We start from the raw sequence: 22,725 nt of genomic DNA on the forward strand, positions 1-22,725 counted from the left end.
CTCGCTCGCCACAAATAAGCTCCCCATCCCAGGCAAGCTCGCGCGCCACAGAAATTTAATGCCCGATTTACGGTTGCGATCCTCAGGGCTCTCGGCAACACTTCCGTCCCCATAAAGGAAGGAGTGCACCGTGAGCCCTGTCGATATTTTCCGTTTACTGTCGCTGGCGGCGATCTGGGGCGCGAGTTTCCTGTTTATGCGCGTGATCGCCCCGGTGATCGGGACCATTCCCACGGCGTTTTTCCGGGTATCGATTGCCGCTGTCGGCTTGCTGGTGATCCTCGGGCTGATGCGCATCAGCTGGGATTTCAAAGGCAAACTCAAGACCGTGATGCTGCTCGGGGTGATCAACTCCGGAATCCCGGCGACCCTGTATTCCGTAGCCGCGCAAGTGCTGCCGGCCGGATACTCGGCGATCTTCAACGCCACCACGCCGTTGATGGGCGTGCTGATCGGCGGGCTGTTCTTCCATGAAAAACTCACCGCCGCCAAACTCGGCGGGGTATTCCTCGGCCTGTTTGGCGTCGGCGTACTGACCCGCGCCGGCCCGGTGGCGTTCGACATGCAATTGCTGATGGGCGCCCTCGCCTGCCTGCTCGCGACCACCTGCTACGGCTTCGCCGGATTCCTCGCCCGCCGCTGGCTCGATCATGCCGGTGGTCTCGACAGTCGTTTGTCGGCGCTGGGCAGCATGCTCGGCGCGACCTTGTTCCTGTTGCCACTGTTCGGCTACAGCGTGATCAGCAATCCACCGGCGAGCTGGGGCGGCTGGAGTGTCTGGTTGTCGCTGCTGGGTCTGGGCCTGGTGTGCACCGCGTTTGCCTACATCGTTTACTTCCGCCTGCTCAGCTCGATCGGCCCGGTGAAGTCGATGACCGTGACCTTCATGATCCCGCCGTTCGGCGTGTTGTGGGGCGCGTTGCTGCTGGATGAGCCGTTGTCGATGGCGCACATCTATGGCGGGGTGTTGATTGCGGCGGCGTTGTGGCTGGTGTTGAAGCCAGCGGCGGTGAAGGTGCCAGAGCTGGCCAAGCCGTAATCGATCTGTAGCCAAGTGATAACCCTGTGGGAGCGGGCTTGCTCGCGAAGAGGCCGTGTCAGTCGACATTAATATTGACTGACACACCGCTTTCGCGAGCAAGCCCGCTCCCACAGGTTTTTGTGTTTGTCGTTATACCGTCGCTTTGTAGCCGTCTTCGCGCTGCCGCGCCCGGGCCTGGACCACATTGAGCATCGCGCAGCCTTCGCGCGCCAGCAGGTGGACGGCGCTGGTGACACGGGTCAGGTCGCAGTCGGAAATGCCGGTAAGGTTGAGGCTGGTCAGGGTGTCGGTCAGGTCGCGGATCACGCTGAAGCGGTGCATCGCGCAAGCGGCGATGTCGCTGAGTTCTCGGTGAGTATTGATATAGAGGACTGGATTGTCGGCGTCGTAGGTGTCGATGGGGAGGTAACGCGGCATGATTTGGTCGTGCATTGGTAGAATTCCCTACAAAAGATAGTTGGAGCTTCCACCGTTCGCGGCCAAGCGAAAGAGGTGGCAGCTGTACGCAGGTTGGCCGACCGGGGTAGGGACACCGGCACACCCGCAGGTGTCCCACGCACAGCCGCCATAAAAACACCCTCTCAGACAAAAACGCCTGAAAGGGTGTTATGGACAGTGTTGCGTCCCTCCTCGACCGGCCAAGGTCAGTCGCGGTGTTTTCCGCGAGCCCAAACTATAGAGGTCGATACCGAAACGCGGCAACAGGGTACGTCGTAGGAAACGTCTTGGAAAGTTGTACGCTGCCGCGTCATCCCCCACACCCGCTGTAGGAGCGCTCTTTCCCTCCCGCACAAACGCCGCCAAGGACTACAACGCCTGCGCACTTATCTCCCCGTCCACCAACCGGCGAATCCCCAACGGATTAGCGTTCTGCAGCGCCTCGGGCAGCAGCGCGTCCGGATAATTCTGGAAACACACCGGCCGCAGGAAACGATTGATCGCCAGTGTCCCGACCGAGGTTCCGCGCGAATCCGACGTCGCCGGATACGGCCCGCCATGCACCATCGCGTCGCAAACCTCCACGCCGGTCGGATAGCCATTGAGCAGAATCCGACCGACTTTTTCCTGAAGCATTTCCGCCAACCAGCGGTACTCCAGAAGTTCGTCCGCCTCGCCAATCAACGTCGCTGTGAGCTGTCCGCGCAAGCCCTGTAGCGCTGCCGCCAACTGCGCCTGATCCTCGACTTCGATGACGATGGTGGTCGGGCCGAAGACTTCTTCCTGAAGCAGCTCATCACCCTTGAGCAACAGGCTGACATCAGCCTTGAACACTTGCGGCTGAGCCTGTCCGCCCTGCTGCGGTTGGCCCGCCAGGTGCGTCAGCCCCGGATGCTCGTGCAACGCGCCGAGGCCCAGGCCATAGCTGATCAACGCGCCGGCATTGAGCATGGTTTGTGCCGGTTGCTCATTCATATGCGCGCAAAACTGCTGCAGGAACGCGCTGAACTGCGGCGAGCGCAGGCCGATCACCAGGCCAGGATTGGTGCAGAACTGGCCACACCCCAGCGTGACCGAACCCGCCAGTTGCGCGGCAATCTGCTCGCCACGCACCGCCAGTGCCTCGGGCAGCAGGAACACCGGGTTGATGCTCGACATCTCGGCAAATACCGGGATCGGCTGCGGCCGGGTCGCGGCCATGTGGCTCAGGGCATTGCCGCCCTTGAGCGAACCGGTGAAGCCCACCGCCTGGATCGCCGGGTGCTTGACCAGCCATTCGCCGACACCCCCGCCATAAATCATGTTGAACACTCCGGCCGGCATGCCGGTGCGCTCGGCGGCGCGCAGGATCGCGTCCGCCACCCATTCGGCGGTTGCCATATGGCCGCTGTGAGCCTTGAACACCACCGGGCACCCGGCGGCCAGTGCCGACGCGGTATCGCCGCCCGCCGTGGAAAATGCGAGTGGAAAGTTGCTGGCGCCAAACACGGCGACTGGCCCGAGCGCGATCTGGTACTGACGCAGGTCCGGGCGCGGCAAGGGCTGGCGCTCGGGCAAGGCGCGGTCGATGCGCGCGCCATAGAAATCACCGCGACGCAGGACTTTGGCGAACAGTCGCAGCTGACCGCTGGTGCGCCCGCGCTCACCCTGGATGCGCCCGGCGGGCAATGCGGTTTCGCGGCACACAGTGGCGACGAACTCGTCGCCCAGGCCATCGATTTCATCGGCGATGGCGTCGAGGAAGGTCGCACGTTTTTCTGCGCTCAGGTTGCGGTAGATCGGGTAGGCGGAGGCGGCAGATTTGGCGGCGGCATCCACTTCGGCTTCGGTGGCCTGAAAGAAGGTGCCCGGCAGTGGTTCGCCGGTGGTGGCGTCGAGGCTTTGCAGTTGCACGGTGCCGTTGGCGCTGCGGTGGGGGCCGATGTAGTTGTGTCCGAGTAGCGTGGTCATTGGGGGTTCCTTCACCGGCTGACTGCGCCAGTGGTTGAAGATGTTGGAGGATTTAAGATCCACCCCTCACCCCAGCCCTCTCCCCAGGGGGGAGAGGGGGAAAGGGAGCCGATTTTCATGCGGTTCAATATTTGAGTTCGGCTGGGTGTTTCGGGCTCAAAGCGCTCGAACCTGTCCGATGGCCAGCGGCTGGGCGCTTTCGCCGATGCCGTTTTCCAAGGGGGCGCCGAACTCGGCGAGGCTGATCTGGAAGCGGTCGCCGGGCTGGGTTTTGACGCCGTCGGCAAACGACAGCGTGGCGGTGCCGAAGTAGTGCACGTGGACATCGCCGGGACGCAGAAACTGTGCGTATTTGAAGTGGTGGAATTCGAGGTTGGCGAGGCTGTGGCACATGTTGTCTTCGCCGCTGAGAAATTCTTTTTCCCAAAGGGTTTCGCCGTTGCGCACGATGCGGCTGGTGCCGGCCAGGTGCTTGGGCAGTTCACCGACGCGTAGCTCCGGGCCGTAGGCGCAGAAGCGCAGTTTGGAGTGCGCGAGGTATAGGTAATTGCGCCGCTCCATCACATGGTCAGAGAACTCGTTGCCCAGCGCATAACCGAGGCGATACGGCTGGCCGTCGTCGCCGATCACATACAGGCCAGTCAGCTCCGGTTCTTCGCCGGCGTCTTCGGCAAACGGTGGCACCGGAAAATCTGCGCCAGGGCGCACGACGATATTGCCGTCACCTTTATAGAACCATTCCGGCTGAGCACCGACCTGCCCTGCCAACGGTTTGCCACCCTCCAGGCCCCACTTGAAAATGCGCATGGTGTCGGTCATGCCGGCTTCAATGGCGCCGTCCTGCTGATGCATTTTGTCCCGGGCCGAGGCGCTGCCCAAATGGGTCAGGCCGGTGCCGCTGATCAGGCAATGCGCCGGGTCTTCGTGGTCCAGCGGCGGCAACACCCGCCCCTGTTGCAGCAGTTGCAGGTAATCCGGGCCCGGCTCGGTGCCGCGCCAGCTGACTTCATCTTGCAGGCTGCGTTGCCCGCGAATCGCGGCGAGCGCCAGTTCACGGGTGCTGCGGGTACCGTTCAGCACCTGGACCTGTGAACCCTCGACGAGGCCGACCTGGCGTTCGCCGGCTGTGTTTTCAAATTGAATCAGGCGCATGTCCGGCCCTCCAGAAAATCGTGGATAGCGCCGCTGACTGCGGCGCTTGAAAGATCACTCGATGATGTTGAAGTCGCTCAAGTACTCATCGGAGATTTCCAGTCCCAGACCCGGCGTGTTGTCGTCGAGTTGGATGTAGCCGTTGACCGGTTGCGGCTCGCCCTTGAACACGTAGTAGAAGAGTTCGTTGCCGACTTCGACGTCGAACACCGGGAAGAACTCGGCCATCGGCGAGGCGGTGGTGGACATGGTCAGGTGATAGTTGTGCATCTGCCCGGCGTGAGGGATGACCGGTACCGACCAGGCTTCGGCCATAGCGTTGATCTTGCGCGCCGCGGTGATGCCGCCGACGCGGTTGGTGTCGTACTGGATCACGTCCACGGCGCGACGTTCCAGCAGGTCTTTGAAGCCGTAAGAGGTGAACTCATGCTCGCCGCCGGAGATCGGCATGATCCCCATTTTCTTCAGCTCGATGTAGCCTTCGATGTCGTCGGCGATCACCGGTTCTTCCAGCCAGCGCGGTTCGAATTCAGCGAGTTTGGGCAACATGCGGCGTGCATATTCCAGGGTCCAGCCCATGTAGCATTCGAGCATGATGTCAATGTCGGGGCCGGCGAGGTTACGCAGGGCGCGCACTTGTTCGATGTTCTTGCGCATACCCGCCGGGCCGTCTTTCGGGCCATAGCCGAAACGCATTTTCAGCGCGGTGAAGCCCTGGTTCAGATAACCCTGGGCTTCTTCGAGGAACAGGTCGAGGTTGTCGTTGGCGTAGAGTTTGGACGCGTAGGTCCAGATCTTTTCCTTGGTGCGGCCACCGAGCAGTTTGAACACCGGCTTGTTGACGGCTTTGCCCATGATGTCCCAGATCGCGATGTCGATTGCCGAGATCGCCGCCATGCCGATGCCTTTGCGGCCCCAGGCGTGGCTCTGGCGGTACATCTTCTGCCAAATATATTCGTTGTCGAACGGGTCTTCGCCGATGGCGATCGGCGCCAGGTAGGTGTCGATGATTTCCTTGGCCACACGCGGCGCCAGGGCGCAGTTACCGATGCCGACAAGACCGGTGTCGGTCTCGACTTCAACCACCAGCCAGCCGTGGAAACGGAACGAGCCCATGGCATCGCCGCGCTCGAACAGGATGTCGCTGGCGTTGGTGCAGAAGTGCGCTTGCGGTGGGACGACTTTGCCTTTCCACTCGAAAACGCGGGTACGGATTGCTTTGATTTTCATGAATACAGTTCCTTGCGCTGCCGGCTTTTTGTAGTTGTTGAGTCGCTGCGCAGAACCGCTCGGGCGGCCGGTTCTGGTCATTCGATGGGCCGACTTTAGCCAGCGCTTGGGGGTGGCGGATAATCACTTATGCGTATCCGGCGATAACCTGGGGTGATCGCAGCAAGCGGTTATCCGGTAGATCGGGTTATCAGCCCTCACACAAAAAAAATGTGGGAGCGGGCTTGCTCGCGAAAGGGCCGTATCAGTCGACATTGATGTCGCCTGACTCACCGCATTCGCGAGCAAGCCCGCTCCCACATTGGAGGCTGGTGGTGTTGCTTGATTGTGTGATCAATGCAAAACCCTGTGGGAGCGGGCTTGCTCGCGAAGAGGCCGTGTCAGTCGACATTGATGCCGCCTGACCCACCGCATTCGCGAGCAAGCCCGCTCCCACAGGGGGTGGGGGGATTGCGTGGTTTTCAGTAGTTGTTGGTGCCCATCCGGCAGGCAATCTCGAATGCCTGGCGGATCGCGCCGACGTTCGCCTTGCCCTGCCCCGCGATGTCAAACGCGGTGCCGTGGGCCGGGGTGGTGATCGGGATCGGCAAGCCGCCCTGCACCGTCACGCCACGGGAGAAGCCCATCAACTTGATCGCGATCTGCCCCTGGTCGTGGTACATCGTCACTACCGCGTCGAAGGCACTCGCATCGCCCTGGACCTTGAGGAAAATCGTGTCCCCCGGATACGGCCCTTCAGCCGCAATCCCCAACGCCTGGGCCGAACGCACCGCAGGACCAATGATGTCCAGTTCTTCACGACCGAACGAGCCGTTGTCGCCGTTATGCGGGTTCAAGCCGCACACGCCGATGCGCGGTTTTTCCAGGCCGTTACGCTTGAGGGCGGTATCGATCAATTGAATCGCTTCCACCACCCGTGCCTGGCTGAGCATCCCCGGCACTTCGGCCAGGGCCACGTGGGAGGTCACTCGCGATGTCCAGAGATTGTCGAGCACGTTGAATTCGCAGAACGGACCGTGGAAGTCCAGCAACTCGGCGAACCAGTGCAGCTCATCGTTGTGCGCCATGCCGGCCATGTGCAGCGAGGTCTTGTTCAACGGCCCGAACAGCACCGCATTGGTGGTGCCGGCCTCGGTCAGGCGCAGGGCTTTTTCCAGGGTGTCGAGGCTGTAGCGACCGCCAATCACACTGGCCTCACTGCGCGGAAATTCACCGAGGGTGTCGCCGCGAAAATCGTAGAACAGCGGCGTGTCATCGACGAACGACAGCGACTCCAGCGACTCCACGCGCCGATAAGGAAAGGTCACGCCGGCAATGCGCATGCCGCGCTGCATTTCAGCCTCGTCGGCAATCAGGATCACGTTCGCCTGACTGCGTACAGCAGGCTCGCCGAGCAGGCGTGCGATCAGTTCCGGGCCGATGCCCGCCGGGTCCCCCAGGACCATGGCGATGGTGGTTTTGTTCATGCTTCACTCCTCAAGGCGTCAGGCCATGTCCGGTCGATGGCGCAAGGTTCGCAGCGATAAACCCGCTGCGCGTTGCTGTAGAAAAGTCGCTCCTGATCGGCGCGTGGCCGGTCAGCAACGATGGATTTGAAACCGCTGTAAATGGCGTCGAACGAGCCGCACAAACTGTCCACCGGAAAGTTGCTGGCGAACATCGCCCGCTCGCTGCCGAACATCGCAATCACTTCGCGCACGATCCACGCATTGTCTTTAGCGCGCCACGCCTGACCACCCTGGCCTAGGCCGGAAATCTTCACCTGCACGTTCGGCCACTGGGCCAGCCGCGCCATCGCCAGGCGCCAACCGGCCAGGCCTTCGGCACTGCGATCGCTGGGCAAACCGGCGTGGTTGAGAATCAGCGTGGTGCCGGGAAAATCCCGGGCCAGGCGTTCGGCCTCATGCAGGTTCCACCAAGGTGTTTGCAAGTCGAAATGCAGACCCAGCCCCTGCAGCGCGGCGTAACTGCGGCGCCAGTGTTCGTCGCTCATCAGGCTGCGCACATGGCCAACCTGCGACGGCGCGGTCGGGCCACCGGGTTTGTGGCGAACGCTGCGCACGCACTTGAAACTCGCTTGCTCGCTGAGCACCGCGATGGCGTCCGGGTGATCGAGCCAGGCTTGCGCAACAATCGCGTTGGGCACGCCATAACGAGCGGCCAAGCCTTCGATGAAACGGGTTTCGCCAATCGGGTCCTGCGGGTTCCATTCGGTCTCGATGTACACCGTTTGTACGACGTTGTGAGCGCCTGCATCGGCGAAATAATCTTCGGGAAAATAGCGACGCTTGATCGCGCTGTAGTCACCGTAGCGAAACGGAATATTGGCCTCCGGCGCCAGCCACGGATGATCATTGATCGACGGGTCCCAAAAGTGATGATGGGCGTCGATGATCGGGCCGTTCCAATGCTCACCCATAACGCACCTCATCCAGACTGATGAACAACGTGGCCAAAACGAAGATCGCCGAGCACACCGCAAAGAACCCCAGCACCGGCGCAAAACCACCGGCCATTTGCAGGATGACGCCCACCAGAATCGGCACCGCGATCCCGCCGGTACTGCCGGCCATGTTCATCACGCCGCCGATCAACCCGACCCGCGCCGGCGCCGCCAGCAACGCCGGGAAGCTCCAGTAGAGGCTGCCCCACATAAGAAAAAACGCGGTCATGGCCAACAACGCCACGGCCGCAAAAGGATTGCTCAGGGTTGGCAACAGCAGGAACGCGCCGAGGGCCACCAAACCGGAAAACGCCAGCAGGCTCTTGACCGCCACGCCACGGCTGACGCCTTTGCGGATCAGCCCGTCGCAGAGGAAACCGCCAGTCAACGAACCCAACGCGCCGCACACGAAGATCACAAACGTCGCTGCGCCTATGCCTTTGATATCAAACCCGCGGGCCTGCGCCAGATAACTCGGTCCCCAGGTCAGCAGCCCGAAATACACCATCGCCCAACTGGCGCGACCGATCAGCAAACCACTCAGCGAACGGGCAGCAATGCCCAGCCCTTTGACCGGCACCCGCGCCGCTTCGGCAGCCGGGGTTGCGCGGCCTGCGTTGATTTTCTCGAGTTCCTCGGCATTCACCTGCGGGTGAGTCGCCGGGTCATCGCGCAGATAACGCCGAGCCAGCCAGGCCAGTACCAGTGTCGCGATGCCGGCGATCACAAACGCCAGGCGCCACGAATCCAGCGAAGCAATCAGGTAAGCAATGATCAACCCGCCCAACGCCACGCCCAACGGGCTGCCACTGTCCATCAGCACCGCACCGCGACTGCGCTCGCTCGGTGCCAGCCACAGGGAAATCAGCTTGCCGCCCGAAGGGAACAACGGCGCTTCCGCTGCACCAAGCGCGACACGGGCAAACAGCAACGACAAGCCGCCCGTAGCGAATGCGGCGATGACCTGGAACGTGCCCCACAACCCGGTGGACCAGCTGATCACCCGGTGCGGCCCGAAACGATCGATCATCCAGCCGCCCGGAATCTGCAACAACGCATACGCCCAGAAGAAGCTGCTGAGGATCAGCCCTTGCATGCTTGGCAAGAGCGAAAACTCGTGGGCAATGGTCGGCATCGCAATCGACAGCGAGACCCGGTCGATCAGATTAACCATGGTCAACGCGAAGATGATCGCGAAGATCCTCCAGCGAACACTGCTGGCCTTGCTGGTTACGGCCAACGGCGTCGAGGCTGCTGTGATCGGTTGGGCAACTGCGCCAGGCAGATGCAGGGAAGCACTGGGACGAGCCATGGTGCGTACCTCGATTTATTATTTTTGTGTGATACCGCATTGCCGCTTCAGGGCGGCGCTGATGAGCACTATCGAAGGCTGGCTGATAACCGTCTAATCAATGATTGAGATACGGCGATAGCCTCGGGTTATGGCAAAGCCTGTTTTCAGGCCACTTTCAGCTTAGGCCGCCTATACCGACTTTCCCCTCAAACCGCTCTGGCGCAAAGCCTTCAGCGCGAATCACCGATTTTCCCGCCCAGACCTATAACCCCAGGCTATCGGTGTATGTATTGTTTTGACTAGACGCCGGCCCCGGTCCTTCACACACTCAGGCCAGGCTTGCAGCTTCCAAGCATCGACAAGCCACTTATAACAACTACAAAAAAACGAGGCCCTTCCATGCGAAATGCATTCGTCCGTCGCACATCCCGTCTGTTTCTTGGCTGCACGCTGGTCGCCGCCGGCGCCCTTCCCGCTCTCGCTCACGCCTGGCAACCGGACAAGAATGTCGAAATCGTCGTGGCCGGCGGCCCCGGTGGCGGTACCGATCAACTCGGCCGGCTGATCCAGTCGATCATCACCACACACAAGTTCCTCGAGGTGAACACCATCGTCCTCAACAAGGGCGGCGGCAATGGCGCCGAAGCCTTCCTCGACCTGAAAATGAACAAGGGCGATCCGGAAAAACTGGTGATCGGCACTAACAACATCTACCTGTTGCCGCTGGTGTCCAAGCTCGGCTACCAATGGCAGGAACTGACCCCTGTCGCAGCCCTGGCCGAAGATGACTTCATTCTCTGGAGCTACAAAGACGCGCCGTGGAAGGATGCCAAAGGCTTCTACGAAGCGGTCAAGGCTGACCCTTCGAACCTGCGCATGGGCGGCAGTCAGTCCAAGGATGTCGATCAGACCCTGACCTTGCTGCTGAACCAGACCACAAATAGCAAACTGGTGTACATCCCGTTCAAGAGCGGCAGCGAAGCCGCGACCCAACTGGCCGGCAAACACATCGCCGCCAACGTCAACAACCCCAGCGAAAGCATCAGTCAATGGCGCGGCGACCAGGTCGAACCCCTCTGCGTATTCAGCAAGGAACGCATGGCCTACACCGAGAAGGTTGCCGGCGACAAATCCTGGGCCGACGTTCCGACGTGCCACGAACAGGGCCTGGGGATCGATCAGTACCGCTTCCCGCGCACCGTGTTCATGCCCGGCGACGTCACCGCCGAACAACGGGCGTTCTATGTCGACCTGATGCGCAAAGTCACCGAGACCCCGGAGTTCAAGGCCTACGTCAAACAGAACGCGCTGGTGCCGACCTTCCTCGAAGGCGAGCCGCTGACCGCCTACATTGAAAAGGACACAGCCCGGGTCACGCCGGTCTTCAAAGAAGCCGGCTGGCTGAAAAACTGAGTTGTCCACGGCCGCCCGCCTGCGCACGGCCGTCACCTCTGGAGGTGCTTTCATGTCCCATTCTTCGGATTCACCGGCGCTGGTCGGCACCCGCTGGGTCGAGCTCGGCCTGGCACTCTTCACCGCGCTGATCGGCGCGGTGGTGATGTTCGGCAGCATCGAACAAGGTATCGGCTGGGGCGATTCCGGCCCCGAGCCGGGTTACTTTCCCTTCTACATCGGCCTGATGCTGAGCGCCGCCAGCGTGGCCAACGGCGTACTGACCGTGGTGCGCTGGCAAGCCCTGAGCATTGCGTTTGTCAGCCGTAGTGCGTTCAAGCAAGTGTTGTCGGTGTTCATCCCGATTGCGCTGTTCGTCGGCGCGATGCCGTTCACCGGTATCTATGTGGCCTCGGCCTGTTTCATCGCCTGGTTCATGTGGCGCGACAAGGTGCGGGTCAAACCGTATGGCAAATGGATGATCGGCACGGTGTCACTCGGTGCAGTGCTCGCCAGTTACCTGATCTTCGCGCTGTGGTTCAAGGTCCCGCTGGATGCCGGCCCGATGGGCGACTGGATTGCCCTGGCCGGGAGAAATTTCAAATGAGCGAGTTCGATTCCCTGCTGCAAGGCATGAACCTGATCCTGACCCCGGGCCACATCGGCCTGATGGTGATCGGCGTGCTGCTGGGCATTCTGGTCGGCGTATTGCCCGGCCTCGGCGCCCCGAATGGCGTGGCATTGCTGTTGCCGCTGACCTTCACCATGTCGCCAGTCTCGGCGATCATCCTGTTGTCGTGCATGTATTGGGGCGCGCTGTTCGGCGGCTCGATCACCTCGATCCTGTTTAATATCCCCGGTGAGCCCTCATCGGTGGCGACCACGTTCGACGGCTACCCGATGGCCCGCGAAGGTCGCGCCGCCGAAGCACTGACCGCCGCCTTCAGCTCGGCGCTGATCGGCGCGCTGGCCGGGGTGTTGTTGCTGACGTTTCTGTCGACCCGCATCGCGGCGTTCGCCATGTCATTCAGTTCGCCGGAGTTCTTTGCGGTGTACCTGTTGGCGTTCTGCACCTTCATCGGCATGAGCAAGAACCCGCCGCTGAAAACCGTGGTGGCGATGATGATCGGTTTCGCCATGGCCGCCGTCGGCATGGACACCGTGTCCGGCAACCTGCGCCTGACCTTCGATCAACCGGTTTTGATGACCGGCATCAGCTTCGAAGTGGCGGTAATCGGCTTGTTCGGCATCGGCGAAATCCTTTGCACCGTCGAAGAAGGACTGGTGTTTCGCGGCGAGCATGCGCGGATCACGCCGATGATCATCCTGCGCACCTGGGCCAAGTTACCGCGTTACTGGTGGACGATTGTGCGCAGCACGCTGGTCGGTTGCTGGATGGGCATTACCCCCGGCGGCCCAACCGCCGCCTCGTTCATAAGCTACAGCCTGGCCCGGCGTTTCTCGAAGAACCGCGATAACTTCGGCAAGGGCGAACTCGAAGGCGTGATTGCCCCGGAAACCGCCGACCACGCCGCTGGCACCAGCGCCCTGCTGCCGATGCTGACCCTGGGCATTCCAGGCTCGGCGACCGCTGCAGTGATGCTCGGTGGCTTGATGATCTGGGGCCTGCACCCTGGCCCGACGTTGTTCGTCGAGCAGCATGATTTTGTTTGGGGCCTGATCGCCAGCATGTACCTCGGTAACGTGGTGAGCCTGATCGTGGTGTTGGCCACCGTGCCGTTGTTCGCTTCGATCCTGCGCATTCCGTTCTCGATCATTGCGCCGATCATCATCATGGTCTGCGCCATCGGTGCTTACTCGGTGCACAACTCGTTCTTCGACGTGGTGCTGATGCTCGGCTTCGGCGCGCTAGGTTATTTGTTCAAGAAACTCGGCTACCCGATTGCACCGCTGGTGCTCGCTGCTGTGTTGGGCGACAAAGCTGAAGATGCGTTCCGCCAATCGATGCTGTTCTCCGACGGGCACCTGGGGATTTTCTGGTCCAATGGGCTGGTGGGCAGCCTGACCACGGCGGCCCTGCTGATGCTGTTCTGGCCGTTGATTTCCAAAGTGCTGGGGGCGCTGACGGGCCTGCGCAAACCACCGGTCAGCAAAACCAAATCGGTGCTGTGACACAGCAATGCTGGCAACGCCTGACATTTGTTGTCAGGCTTGCCGCAGTCTTTTTTACGAGCACGGCCCATGACCCGAATTCCAGAAGCTAACGTGATCCACAGTCGACTGCGTCTGCGCCAACTGCGGCTGATGCTGGCGTTGCAGGAATTCGGCTCGTTGCGCCGTGCCGCCGATCACATCGGCATGACCCAACCGGCGGCGACCAAGATGCTGCACGAAGCCGAGGATTTGCTCGGCGTCGAGCTCTTCGAACGCCTGCCTCGGGGCATGCGCTCCACCCCGTTCGGGGAAACCGTCATCTATTACGCACGCATGGTGTTTGCCGAACTCAGCGGCATGCGCGAAGAATTGGTCGCGCTGGAATCCGGCAACCTCGGCCGGGTCGCGGTCGGCGCGATCCCGGCGCTGGCCTCGGGGCTGTTGACCCGGACCATCGCGACCTTGAAACAAAGCCATCCACGCTTGTCCATGAGCATCCAGGTCGATACCAGCGACGTTCTGGTGCAGGCGCTGTTGCAGGATCAACTGGATATTGTTTTGGGGCGGATTCCCGCCGGTGCGCGGGCCGAAGAATTGCTGTTCGACAGCCTTGGCGAAGAAGCCTTGTGCGTAATTGCCGGCGCGCAGAATCCACTGGCGCAAGAGAAAAACCTGAGCTGGGCGGAGTTGCAGAACATGACCTGGGTGCTGCAACAGCATCCAAGCCCGATGCGCGCGATCATCAATCAGGTGTTCCACAATGCGCGGGTCGACATCCCCAACAGCATCGTCGAAACCACCTCGATCATGACCCTGCTGTCGTTGATCCAGCAGACTGACATGCTCGGCGTCACGCCTGTTTCAGTGGTCGAGGACTATGCCGGGCGCGATTTGCTCGCCGTGTTGCCGATCAAGTTTGAAGCGCGGTTGCCGCCTTATGGGTTGATCACCCGGCGGCATCGAATTCAATCGTCGGCCATGCAGGCGTTCATGAATTCGGTGCGGGCCGAACAGGCGCTGAGCAAATAAAAAAGGCCCGGAACTCGGTTCCGGGCCTTTGTGTTTTCAAGCGGTTTTTCGGAAGACGAAGACCAGTCCGACAATGATCAGCAGCATGCCCAACACGCTCAACAGCGCCAGTCGATTACCGAAAATCAGATAATCCATCACCGCCGTCACCGCTGGCACCAGGTAAAACAAACTGGTGACGTTCACCAGATTGCCCCGCGCAATCAACCGATACAGCAGCAGCGTCGCCAGCACCGACACCACCAATCCCATCCACAACACCGGCACGACAAAACCCGCGCTGTGTTCAAAATGGAATGGCTGGAACGGTACAAAGATCCCGCAGACCAGCAAACCGGCCAGGTACTGCACCGGCAGCGTGCCGAGTGGATTGTCGGTGATTTGCTTCTGCATGATCGAACCGAAGGTCATGCTCGCCAGCGCCAGCAGCCCGAACAGCATCCCGGCCAGCGACATCCCGGCCAAGCCGATGCCCTGGTAAACCACCATGATCAACCCGGCCAGCCCCAGCGCCAGGCCGAACATCCGGCTGAGCGAGCGCTGCCGTTCCATGATCACCACGGTGAGGATCGGCTGCACGCCCATGATCGTCGCCATGACGCCGGGCGTGACCTTCAGGTCCAGGGCCAGCAGATAGAAAATCTGATAAGCCCCCAGCAACACCACACCCGTGGCCATCGCATACAACATCGGCTTGCCGCCCTTGGGCAGTTTCAGCTTGAGCAACGGCACCAGCAGCACCAACCCGCACAGGGCAATGACAAAGCGAAACAGCAGAAAGGCAAAGGGTGACGCATGGGCCAGGCCCCATTTGGAGAAGATCGCCCCGCTGCTCCACAGCAGGACGAACAGGCTCGTGGACGCCGCCGCGAGCGCGGATTTTTTCGAAAGGACAAACATGAATACCACCTGTCATCAGGCAAAAAAGCCAACTCAGCCAAAGCTGAAGTTCAGTAGTTTTTTTTCAGACGAAGACTTTTCAGACGAGCAGGGAACAGCAGAAAAAGCTGATCAGCCCGAAATGCCGACGCCTGGCGGTGATACGACTGCGCACACCGGCGTGCTACTGACAGGAGGGGGGTAATGACTGATCTGCGCAGGCTGCTGAATCCCGCACGGCACGACGCCAGCGTTGACCGCTGAATCGACTACCGCGTTGATGTGGGATGCAGGCATGGGCTGATCTTTTTTGAGGGCCGTGCTGGGGGAAGCAGGCGAGCGCCGACTATAACCAACGCTCGACATGGATTGCAATGACTTGCCGCGAAGGCCCGCCAAGCCTGAACTGCGTACCTCTGGCGCGTGACAACTCAAGGAGTGCCACGCGCCAGTCACACGGACTCAGACGTAACGTTTGTTGCCGCTGTTTTCCGGCGGATAGCCTTTGAATACAGCGGGGCCATCCATGGTGATCTCCAGTTTGTCACCCTTGCGCGACAGCCAAGGGGTCGCTTCACTGGTGCTCTTGGAGGTCTTGCCGGACGGGCTCAGCTCAATGTGATCCAGATCGATTTCGATCAGACCGATCACGTAGGTGTAAATCGCGCTGCTGAAAAAACCGTCCTTGAACTCGAAAGCGCACTCGACGATCTGGTCGCCGTATTCCATGCGCATTTTCGGTTTCAGCGAAGCCACCGAGACTGCCCCGTTGTCCACGGCGGAGTAAACGCTGCAGACCAGCGCAACCTTCCCGCCCATGCGCTGGGAGATGGCCGGGTTGATGTCGACCGTTTCTATGCCCGGCGCAGACTCGCTGGCGCTGACCACGTCGCCAGTGTGGAAAACGAACGGATCGACGTCAAACGCACCGCTCTTGTCGGGCGCCTGAATGATGGACATCCGGCCATCCGGCCGAAGGATGCCGATCCTCAGGTCGAGATCGTCATTGTCCTCGCCATCGCCGTTATCAATCCAAGTCGCGCTGACCCGAATGACCTTTGGTGCGGACGGGCCTTTTTCCAATGACACCTTGTGGCTAGTGCCAGGCTTGTCCAGGGTGATAACGGACTTGGCGATATTGACGGGTTTCGGCGCGGGCGTTGCCGAAACCGGCGGAGCAGATGGCGCTTCGTCGTCCACTTCAATCCCGTAGAGACCGCAGAGCCCGGCCAGGCCCGAAGCGAACCCCTGCCATACCGAACGTGCCTTGAGCTGGCCGTTTCGAACGTATAACTCAAGCACGATAATCCCGGTCTCTTGAGAGAACGAACCGGGCGCGAGCTCCAGGACCTGGTCGCCGACAATCACTTGCGCGCGCAGATCCTTCACCGCAGCAAAACCACCGGCGCTGCCATCTTGCGTCAGGGTAATGGCGATCTTGGTGATACTGGCCGGAAGGCGGGACAGATCAAAGCCGATGCGGTGGCTGACGGTGCCACTTTGTGTGACCGGTGCGATAAACATGGCGGCACCGGACGCGTGTTCCGGCGCGTTGAAGAAAACCATACCGCTGTCATCCGTCACCTTGCCGGTCTCGGTGACGAGGAAGGCCGTGAGGTTAACGTCCAGGTTGTCGCCAGCAGCATGGGTGACCACGACGTGCCCTTTGGGCAGATCGAGGGTGGTGTTTTCGCCGGGCTTGAGGGATTGATTCAATGGGAGTCGCCTATTCCATGGGGTGTATGGCAGCACACTGCATGTGTGCTGCGCCTTCATTGAGCAAGTGCGCGAGCCAGCCAAAGGGAAAGCCAGGCTTTCAGGGCGGTATGCGGGGAGGGAGTTTAATCGCTTGCGTCGGTCTGTGGCGCTTTGCGAGTTTTCTGGCTCGCATAAAAAAACCGCTCATACAGAGCGGTTTTTTGTTCAGTTGCCGGTTTAACCAAACAACCAATACCCCAACAACGTCAACACCACCACCGCCAACACTGGCCGCAGCACGCGGTAAGCCTTGGGGTGCCGACGCTTCCACTGTTTCACCACACCGCTAAACTTGTCGCTGAAGTTCTTGCTCCAGGCGTAAGCCTGGTTGATCCCGCCAACGCGCTCATCATCCAGGTTTTGCGGGGCGGTGGCGCGCCCCAGCAGGCCGCTGACCCAGCGGTTGATGAGGGTCATGATGCGGTTGCTCAGTGGTCGTTCGATGTCGCAGAACAGGATGACCCGGGTCTTTTCGGTTTCGTTCTTGACCCAGTGCACGTAGGTCTCGTCGAACATCACGTCTTCGCCGTCACGCCAGGCGTAGACCTGGCCGTCGACAAAGATGCGGCAATCGTCGGAGTTAGGTGTCGACAGCCCGAGGTGATAACGCAGGGAGCCGGCGAACGGGTCGCGGTGCGGGTTGAGATGGCTGCCGCCCGGCAACAGGGCAAACATGGCGCCTTTGACATTGGGGATGCTGCTAACCAGTGCCACGGTTTTCGGGCACAAGGCTTCAGCCGATGGCAAGGGTTTGTCGTACCACTTGAGGTAGAAACGCTTCCAGCCCTTCTTGAAGAACGAGCCGAAACCGGCGTCGTTGTTCTTTTCGGCGGCGCGAATATAGCCTTCGTCGAACAGGTGCATGGCTTCGTCGCGGATGACTTCCCAGTTGTCCCGAAGCACGTCCAGTTCCGGGAACTTGCTGCGGTCCAGGTACGGTTTGGACGGAACGCCGGAGAACAGGTACATCAACGCGTTATAGGGCGCGAACAGCGCCGAATGGTTGACGAACTGCCGCAGGACCGGCAGGCGTGCCTTGCCGCGCAAATGCACATAGAGCGTACTGCCGAGGAATAACAGCAACACCGACGCTTTCGCGGCCAGGGAAAAGGTCATCAACGACTCCTTGAGAATAAGCAACTTTGCACCGCGCCATCTACCCGACGTGGCAGCCGGCCATGATAACCACTACCGGCCCGGGGAAAAACCCACATAACTGAAGATTCAGTGTTAAGGATTGCGCAACAAAGCACTTATTAACATAAGGTTCCTGAACGAAGGCTGACCCGCGTCAACCTTCATACCTGTGGCGAGGGGGCTTGCCCCCGTTCGGCTGCGAAGCAGTCGCAAAATCGGTAAGCGCAAATTTACCTGATATACCGAAGTGCCTGACTTGGGGCCGCTCCGCGACCCAACGGGGGCAAGCCCCCTCGCCACAATGGTCATCTAGTTACTGCTGGTTTTCTGCCTCCGTAAACAGATCACTGAACAACATGCTCGACAGATAACGTTCGCCGGAGTCCGGCAGAATCACAACTATAGTCTTGCCCTGCATTTCCGGGGTTTCGGCCAGACGCACCGCCACTGCCATCGCGGCACCACACGAGATACCGCACAAAATCCCTTCTTCCTGCATCAGGCGCAGGGCCATGGCCTTGGATTCGTCATCGGTCACCAGTTCAACCCGGTCGACGATCGACAAATCGAGGTTTTTCGGCACAAAACCGGCACCGATGCCCTGGATCTTGTGCGGGCTCGGCTTGATCTCTTCACCGGCCAGCTTCTGGGTAATCACCGGCGACGACACCGGCTCCACCGCTACCGAGAGAATCGGTTTGCCCTGGGTATTCTTGATATACCGCGACACACCGGTAATGGTTCCACCGGTTCCAACGCCTGCTACCAACACATCAACCGCGCCGTCGGTGTCGTTCCAGATTTCCGGGCCGGTGGTTTTTTCGTGGATGGCCGGGTTGGCCGGGTTGTCGAACTGCGCCGGCATGAAGTACTTGGATGGATCACTGGCGAGAATTTCCGCAGCCTTTTCAATCGCGCCCTTCATGCCCTTGGCCGGCTCGGTCAGCACCAATTCAGCCCCCAGGGCCTTGAGCACCTTGCGCCGTTCGATACTCATGGACGCCGGCATGGTCAGCATCAGCTTGTAACCACGGGCGGCGGCGACAAACGCCAGGCCGATGCCGGTGTTGCCCGAAGTCGGCTCCACAATGGTCATGCCAGGCTTGAGTTTGCCGGTGCTTTCGGCGTCCCAGATCATGTTCGCGCCGATCCGGCATTTGACCGAATAACCAGGGTTGCGCCCCTCGATCTTGGCCAGAATGGTCACGCCGCGCGGCGCAATACGGTTGATCTGTACCAGCGGCGTATTGCCGATGGAATGGGCGTTGTCAGCAAAAATACGACTCATGGCTGGGTCCTTATGCAGCGTTGAATGAGCGTTCCAAGGTATGCCTGTTGCCGATGGTCGTCCAGTCAGGTCGAACGTCCGGTAACGCCCGTAGTCAATGGCTGTACACCGCCAAGGAATTGCCATCATGAAGCGTCGATACAGTTGGCCCCTATGGACCGTTGCCGGCCTCGTTGTATTGCTGGTTGCCCTGGACATTGCCCTGCCCTACCTGGTGCGCAATTATCTCAACGACAAGCTGGCCGACATGGGTGATTACCGTGGCCAGGTCACCGACGTGGACCTCGCCCTGTGGCGCGGCGCCTACAAAATCAACGGACTGAAGATCGTCAAGGTCGACGGCAAAGTCCCCGTCCCCTTCGTTACCGCGCCGCTGATCGACCTTTCGGTCAGTTGGCATTCGCTCTGGTACGACCATGCCGTGGTGGCCGAGGTCCAGTTCATCCAGCCCGAAGTGAACTTCGTCGATGGCGGTGCCAACAAGCAGAATTCCCAGACCGGTCGCGGCACCGACTGGCGCGCTCAATTGAGCAAACTGCTGCCGATCACCCTGAACGAAGTACGGATCGACGACGGCAAAATCAGTTTTCGAAACTTCAGTTCCAGCCCACCGGTAAACATGAACGCCACCCAGGTCAACGCCACCCTCTATAACCTGACTAACGTGGTCGACACCGAAGGCAAGCGCGACGCCCGCTTCGATGGCAAAGCCCTGCTGCTGGGCCACGCGCCGCTGGAAGCCACCGCCACCTTCGATCCCTTGAGCAATTTCGAAGACTTCGAATTCCGCCTGCGGGCCAAGGACATCGAACTAAAACGCATGAACGACTTCGCCTCGGCCTACGGCAAATTCGACTTCAACGCCGGCCACGGCGATGTGGTGATCGAAGCCGAAGCCAACAAAGGCCAGCTCAAGGGCTACATCAAACCGCTGCTGCGCGACGTCGAAGTGTTCAATTGGCAGCAGGACGTCGAGAACAAGAACAAAGGCATCTTGCGCTCGGTCTGGGAAGCCATCGTCGGCAGCACCGAAACCGTATTGAAAAACCAGCGCAAGAACCAGTTCGCCACAAAAGTCGAACTCAGCGGCAACGTACATCAGCAAGATATCAGCGCGTTCCAGGCGTTTTTGCAGATTTTGCGCAATGGTTTTGTCCAGGCGTTCAATGCGCGGTATGAACAGCCGAAGCCGGATGCGGGCTGAGTCAAGATGTGACGTCCCATTCAGAGACTGAATAACCCGTCTGCGTTCACAGTCGACCGGGCAGCGCGTTATAGTCGGATATCACATTTATTCCGTCCCGCCCTGCCCGTTCAGGTCGGCGCTACCGTTCGAGGATTAGCAGATGAAGTTCGAAGGCACCCAGGCCTACGTCGCCACCGATGACCTGAAGCTGGCGGTCAACGCCGCCATCACCCTGGAGCGTCCGCTGCTGGTCAAGGGCGAGCCGGGCACTGGCAAGACGATGCTGGCCGAGCAACTGGCCGAGTCCTTTGGCGCCAGGTTGATTACCTGGCACATCAAGTCCACGACCAAGGCGCATCAAGGCCTGTACGAGTACGACGCGGTCAGCCGTCTGCGCGACTCGCAGCTGGGCACGGAAAAGGTCCACGACGTTCGCAACTACCTGAAAAAGGGCAAGCTGTGGGAAGCCTTCGAGGCTGACGAGCGGGTGATCCTGCTGATCGACGAAATCGACAAGGCTGACATCGAGTTCCCGAACGACTTGCTGCAAGAACTCGACAAGATGGAGTTCTACGTTTACGAGATCGACGAGACCATCAAGGCGAAGAAACGCCCGATCATCATCATTACTTCCAACAACGAGAAAGAGCTGCCGGACGCGTTCCTGCGCCGCTGCTTCTTCCACTACATCGCCTTCCCGGATCGCGTGACGATGCAGCGGATCGTCGATGTGCACTACCCGGACATCAAGAAAGACCTGGTCAGCGAAGCGCTGGACGTGTTCTTCGACGTGCGCAAAGTGCCGGGCCTGAAGAAGAAGCCTTCGACCTCCGAGCTGGTGGACTGGCTGAAACTGCTGATGGCCGACAACATCGGCGAAGCGGTGCTGCGCGAACGTGATCCGACCAAGGCTATCCCGCCGCTGGCCGGGGCCCTGGTGAAGAACGAACAGGACGTGCAACTGCTTGAGCGTCTGGCATTCATGAGCCGTCGCGGCTCTCGCTAAGTATCGCTTTTTTTAACAAAAGCGGAGGCGATTGCCATGCTGCTCAACCTGTTCAATGAAATGCGCGCCGCCAAGGTGCCGGTCTCGGTGCGCGAGCTGCTGGACCTGATCAACGCGCTGAAACAGCGCGTGGTCTTCGCCGACATGGACGAGTTTTATTACTTGGCCCGTGCGATCCTGGTGAAGGACGAAAAGCATTTCGACAAGTTCGACCGAGCCTTCGGTGCCTACTTCAATGGCCTGGAAAAACTCGACGACCACCTTCAGGCGTTGATTCCCGAAGACTGGCTGCGCAAGGAATTCGAGCGTTCACTGAGTGATGAAGAGCGGGCGCAGATCCAGTCCCTCGGCGGCCTCGACAAGCTGATCGAAGAATTCAAGAAACGCCTGGAAGAACAGAAGGAACGCCACGCCGGCGGCAACAAATGGATCGGCACCGGCGGCACCAGTCCGTTCGGCTCCGGCGGTTTCAACCCGGAAGGTATTCGCGTCGGTGATGCCGGCAAGCGCCAGGGCAAAGCGGTCAAGGTCTGGGATCAGCGCGAGTACAAGAACCTCGACGATTCGGTGGAACTCGGTACGCGCAACATCAAGGTCGCCCTGCGCCGTCTGCGCAAGTTTGCTCGCCAGGGTGCGGCGGAAGAGTTGGATATCGACGGCACCATCGACCACACCGCCCGCGATGCCGGCCTGCTGAACATCCAGATGCGCCCGGAACGACGCAACACCGTCAAGTTGCTGCTGCTGTTCGACATCGGCGGTTCGATGGACGCCCACGTGAAGATCTGCGAAGAACTGTTCTCGGCCTGCAAGACCGAGTTCAAGCATCTGGAGTACTTCTACTTCCACAACTTCGTGTATGAGTCGGTGTGGAAGAACAACATGCGCCGCACCTCCGAGCGTTTTTCGACCCAGGATCTGCTGCACAAGTACGGCGCCGACTACAAAGTGATCTTCATCGGCGACGCCGCCATGGCGCCCTACGAAATCACCCAGGCTGGCGGCAGCGTCGAGCACTGGAATGAAGAGCCGGGCTATCTGTGGATGCAGCGTTTCATGGAGAAGTACAAGAAGCTCATCTGGATTAACCCGTATCCGAAAGATACCTGGGGCTATACCTCGTCAACCAACATCGTGCGGGATTTGATTGAAGACCGGATGTATCCGCTGACGTTGCGGGGGTTGGAGGAAGGGATGCGGTTTTTGTCCAAGTAGAGCGAGGACCTTGTGGCGAGGGGGCTTGCGCCCGTTCGGCTGCGCAGCAGTCGCAAAACCAGTGCATGCGGTATTTCTGAAATACCGCGGCTGCGGATTTTGGGGCTGCTGCGCAACCCAACGGGGGCAAGCCCCCTCGCCACATTAAAACCGCTGCAAATACCCGACCTG

At 60.2% G+C, this 22,725-nt stretch carries 20 protein-coding genes; 9 read left to right on the forward strand and 11 right to left on the reverse strand.

The window, feature by feature from the left end; all coding sequences use genetic code 11:
- The first annotated feature begins 130 nt into the window (after positions 1-130).
- Entirely contained in the window at positions 131-1,039 is a 909-nt protein-coding gene (locus NK667_RS19875) for a DMT family transporter (RefSeq protein WP_054615814.1), read from the forward strand.
- Between the two features lie 132 nt (positions 1,040-1,171).
- Here the strand turns inward: NK667_RS19875 and NK667_RS19880 are convergent, their stop codons facing one another.
- From NK667_RS19880 to NK667_RS19910, 7 genes are all read right to left on the reverse strand, one after another.
- Positions 1,172-1,474, reverse strand: a complete 303-nt coding sequence (locus NK667_RS19880; protein WP_054615815.1) for a hypothetical protein — start codon at positions 1,472-1,474, stop codon at positions 1,172-1,174.
- A 375-nt stretch (positions 1,475-1,849) separates the two neighbouring features.
- Entirely contained in the window at positions 1,850-3,430 is a 1,581-nt protein-coding gene (locus NK667_RS19885) for an aldehyde dehydrogenase (NADP(+)) (protein ID WP_054615816.1), read from the reverse strand.
- 156 nt (positions 3,431-3,586) lie between these two features.
- Entirely contained in the window at positions 3,587-4,582 is a 996-nt protein-coding gene (gene araD1, locus NK667_RS19890; protein ID WP_054615817.1) for an AraD1 family protein, read from the reverse strand.
- A 54-nt stretch (positions 4,583-4,636) separates the two neighbouring features.
- On the reverse strand, positions 4,637-5,812 hold the full coding sequence (locus tag NK667_RS19895) for an L-rhamnonate dehydratase (protein ID WP_007943924.1): 1,176 nt from the start codon (positions 5,810-5,812) through the stop codon (positions 4,637-4,639).
- Positions 5,813-6,273: 461 nt separating this feature from the next.
- On the reverse strand, positions 6,274-7,278 hold the full coding sequence (locus NK667_RS19900; RefSeq protein WP_054615818.1) for a 4-hydroxythreonine-4-phosphate dehydrogenase PdxA: 1,005 nt from the start codon (positions 7,276-7,278) through the stop codon (positions 6,274-6,276).
- On the reverse strand, positions 7,275-8,231 hold the full coding sequence (locus NK667_RS19905; RefSeq protein WP_054615819.1) for an amidohydrolase family protein: 957 nt from the start codon (positions 8,229-8,231) through the stop codon (positions 7,275-7,277). The genes NK667_RS19900 and NK667_RS19905 overlap by 4 nt, the downstream gene beginning before the upstream one ends.
- Complete coding sequence (locus tag NK667_RS19910) at positions 8,224-9,567, reverse strand: MFS transporter (protein WP_054615820.1); 1,344 nt, start codon at positions 9,565-9,567, stop codon at positions 8,224-8,226. The genes NK667_RS19905 and NK667_RS19910 overlap by 8 nt, the downstream gene beginning before the upstream one ends.
- A 381-nt stretch (positions 9,568-9,948) precedes the next feature.
- Here NK667_RS19910 and NK667_RS19915 point away from each other — a divergent pair, with 381 nt between their 5' ends.
- The 4 genes from NK667_RS19915 to NK667_RS19930 all read left to right on the forward strand — a co-directional run bounded on the left by NK667_RS19915 (position 9,949) and on the right by NK667_RS19930 (position 14,085).
- Entirely contained in the window at positions 9,949-10,962 is a 1,014-nt protein-coding gene (locus NK667_RS19915) for a Bug family tripartite tricarboxylate transporter substrate binding protein (protein WP_054049063.1), read from the forward strand.
- Between the two features lie 52 nt (positions 10,963-11,014).
- Positions 11,015-11,548 (forward strand): tripartite tricarboxylate transporter TctB family protein, encoded by a 534-nt coding sequence (locus tag NK667_RS19920; protein WP_054615821.1) that lies wholly within the window; start codon positions 11,015-11,017, stop codon positions 11,546-11,548.
- Positions 11,545-13,074 (forward strand): tripartite tricarboxylate transporter permease, encoded by a 1,530-nt coding sequence (locus NK667_RS19925; RefSeq protein ID WP_054615822.1) that lies wholly within the window; start codon positions 11,545-11,547, stop codon positions 13,072-13,074. The genes NK667_RS19920 and NK667_RS19925 overlap by 4 nt, the downstream gene beginning before the upstream one ends.
- A 69-nt stretch (positions 13,075-13,143) precedes the next feature.
- Positions 13,144-14,085 (forward strand): LysR family transcriptional regulator, encoded by a 942-nt coding sequence (locus tag NK667_RS19930; protein WP_054615823.1) that lies wholly within the window; start codon positions 13,144-13,146, stop codon positions 14,083-14,085.
- Between the two features lie 36 nt (positions 14,086-14,121).
- Here NK667_RS19930 and NK667_RS19935 read toward each other — a convergent pair whose 3' ends face one another.
- Positions 14,122-14,985: a DMT family transporter gene (locus NK667_RS19935; RefSeq protein WP_054615824.1), complete on the reverse strand. Its 864-nt coding sequence runs from the start codon at positions 14,983-14,985 to the stop codon at positions 14,122-14,124.
- Between NK667_RS19935 and NK667_RS19940 the strand changes: the two genes are divergently transcribed.
- Positions 14,984-15,169, forward strand: coding sequence for a hypothetical protein (locus NK667_RS19940; protein WP_054615825.1), 186 nt, complete (start codon positions 14,984-14,986; stop codon positions 15,167-15,169). The genes NK667_RS19935 and NK667_RS19940 overlap by 2 nt on opposite strands.
- Positions 15,170-15,426: 257 nt before the next feature.
- Here NK667_RS19940 and NK667_RS19945 read toward each other — a convergent pair whose 3' ends face one another.
- From NK667_RS19945 to cysK, 3 genes are all read right to left on the reverse strand, one after another.
- Positions 15,427-16,680: a TerD family protein gene (locus NK667_RS19945; protein ID WP_054615826.1), complete on the reverse strand. Its 1,254-nt coding sequence runs from the start codon at positions 16,678-16,680 to the stop codon at positions 15,427-15,429.
- Positions 16,681-16,899: 219 nt separating this feature from the next.
- The gene (locus NK667_RS19950; RefSeq protein WP_054615827.1) at positions 16,900-17,838 is read right to left on the reverse strand and encodes an aspartyl/asparaginyl beta-hydroxylase domain-containing protein; all 939 of its coding nucleotides are present in this window, start codon (positions 17,836-17,838) and stop codon (positions 16,900-16,902) included.
- Positions 17,839-18,172: 334 nt separating this feature from the next.
- Complete coding sequence (gene cysK, locus NK667_RS19955; protein ID WP_054615828.1) at positions 18,173-19,147, reverse strand: cysteine synthase A; 975 nt, start codon at positions 19,145-19,147, stop codon at positions 18,173-18,175.
- Between the two features lie 127 nt (positions 19,148-19,274).
- On the opposite strand from cysK, the gene NK667_RS19960 reads away from it, so the two are divergent.
- The 3 genes from NK667_RS19960 to NK667_RS19970 all read left to right on the forward strand — a co-directional run bounded on the left by NK667_RS19960 (position 19,275) and on the right by NK667_RS19970 (position 22,554).
- On the forward strand, positions 19,275-20,351 hold the full coding sequence (locus tag NK667_RS19960) for a DUF748 domain-containing protein (protein ID WP_054615829.1): 1,077 nt from the start codon (positions 19,275-19,277) through the stop codon (positions 20,349-20,351).
- Positions 20,352-20,493: 142 nt separating this feature from the next.
- A complete protein-coding gene (locus tag NK667_RS19965) occupies positions 20,494-21,339 on the forward strand; it encodes an AAA family ATPase (protein ID WP_054049047.1) in 846 nt (281 codons plus the stop codon).
- A 36-nt stretch (positions 21,340-21,375) separates the two neighbouring features.
- Complete coding sequence (locus NK667_RS19970; RefSeq protein WP_054049045.1) at positions 21,376-22,554, forward strand: vWA domain-containing protein; 1,179 nt, start codon at positions 21,376-21,378, stop codon at positions 22,552-22,554.
- Positions 22,555-22,725 lie beyond the last annotated feature (171 nt).

Source organism: Pseudomonas nunensis (assembly GCF_024296925.1).
Classification (GTDB): Bacteria; Pseudomonadota; Gammaproteobacteria; order Pseudomonadales; family Pseudomonadaceae; genus Aquipseudomonas; species Aquipseudomonas nunensis.

Excerpts from the sequence above, each read along its gene's own strand:
- NK667_RS19965 (WP_054049047.1), top strand. The coding sequence starts at position 20,494 with ATGAAGTTCGAAGGCACCCAGGCCTACGTCGCCACCGATGACCTGAAG.
- NK667_RS19950 (WP_054615827.1), bottom strand. The coding sequence starts at position 17,838 with ATGACCTTTTCCCTGGCCGCGAAAGCGTCGGTGTTGCTGTTATTCCTC.
- NK667_RS19900 (WP_054615818.1), bottom strand. The coding sequence starts at position 7,278 with ATGAACAAAACCACCATCGCCATGGTCCTGGGGGACCCGGCGGGCATC.
- NK667_RS19930 (WP_054615823.1), top strand. The coding sequence starts at position 13,144 with ATGACCCGAATTCCAGAAGCTAACGTGATCCACAGTCGACTGCGTCTG.
- NK667_RS19920 (WP_054615821.1), top strand. The coding sequence starts at position 11,015 with ATGTCCCATTCTTCGGATTCACCGGCGCTGGTCGGCACCCGCTGGGTC.
- cysK (WP_054615828.1), bottom strand. The coding sequence starts at position 19,147 with ATGAGTCGTATTTTTGCTGACAACGCCCATTCCATCGGCAATACGCCG.
- NK667_RS19905 (WP_054615819.1), bottom strand. The coding sequence starts at position 8,231 with ATGGGTGAGCATTGGAACGGCCCGATCATCGACGCCCATCATCACTTT.
- NK667_RS19880 (WP_054615815.1), bottom strand. The coding sequence starts at position 1,474 with ATGCACGACCAAATCATGCCGCGTTACCTCCCCATCGACACCTACGAC.
- NK667_RS19935 (WP_054615824.1), bottom strand. The coding sequence starts at position 14,985 with ATGTTTGTCCTTTCGAAAAAATCCGCGCTCGCGGCGGCGTCCACGAGC.
- araD1 (WP_054615817.1), bottom strand. The coding sequence starts at position 4,582 with ATGCGCCTGATTCAATTTGAAAACACAGCCGGCGAACGCCAGGTCGGC.
- NK667_RS19940 (WP_054615825.1), top strand. The coding sequence starts at position 14,984 with ATGAATACCACCTGTCATCAGGCAAAAAAGCCAACTCAGCCAAAGCTG.
- NK667_RS19970 (WP_054049045.1), top strand. The coding sequence starts at position 21,376 with ATGCTGCTCAACCTGTTCAATGAAATGCGCGCCGCCAAGGTGCCGGTC.
- NK667_RS19960 (WP_054615829.1), top strand. The coding sequence starts at position 19,275 with ATGAAGCGTCGATACAGTTGGCCCCTATGGACCGTTGCCGGCCTCGTT.
- NK667_RS19910 (WP_054615820.1), bottom strand. The coding sequence starts at position 9,567 with ATGGCTCGTCCCAGTGCTTCCCTGCATCTGCCTGGCGCAGTTGCCCAA.
- NK667_RS19915 (WP_054049063.1), top strand. The coding sequence starts at position 9,949 with ATGCGAAATGCATTCGTCCGTCGCACATCCCGTCTGTTTCTTGGCTGC.
- NK667_RS19925 (WP_054615822.1), top strand. The coding sequence starts at position 11,545 with ATGAGCGAGTTCGATTCCCTGCTGCAAGGCATGAACCTGATCCTGACC.
- NK667_RS19895 (WP_007943924.1), bottom strand. The coding sequence starts at position 5,812 with ATGAAAATCAAAGCAATCCGTACCCGCGTTTTCGAGTGGAAAGGCAAA.
- NK667_RS19885 (WP_054615816.1), bottom strand. The coding sequence starts at position 3,430 with ATGACCACGCTACTCGGACACAACTACATCGGCCCCCACCGCAGCGCC.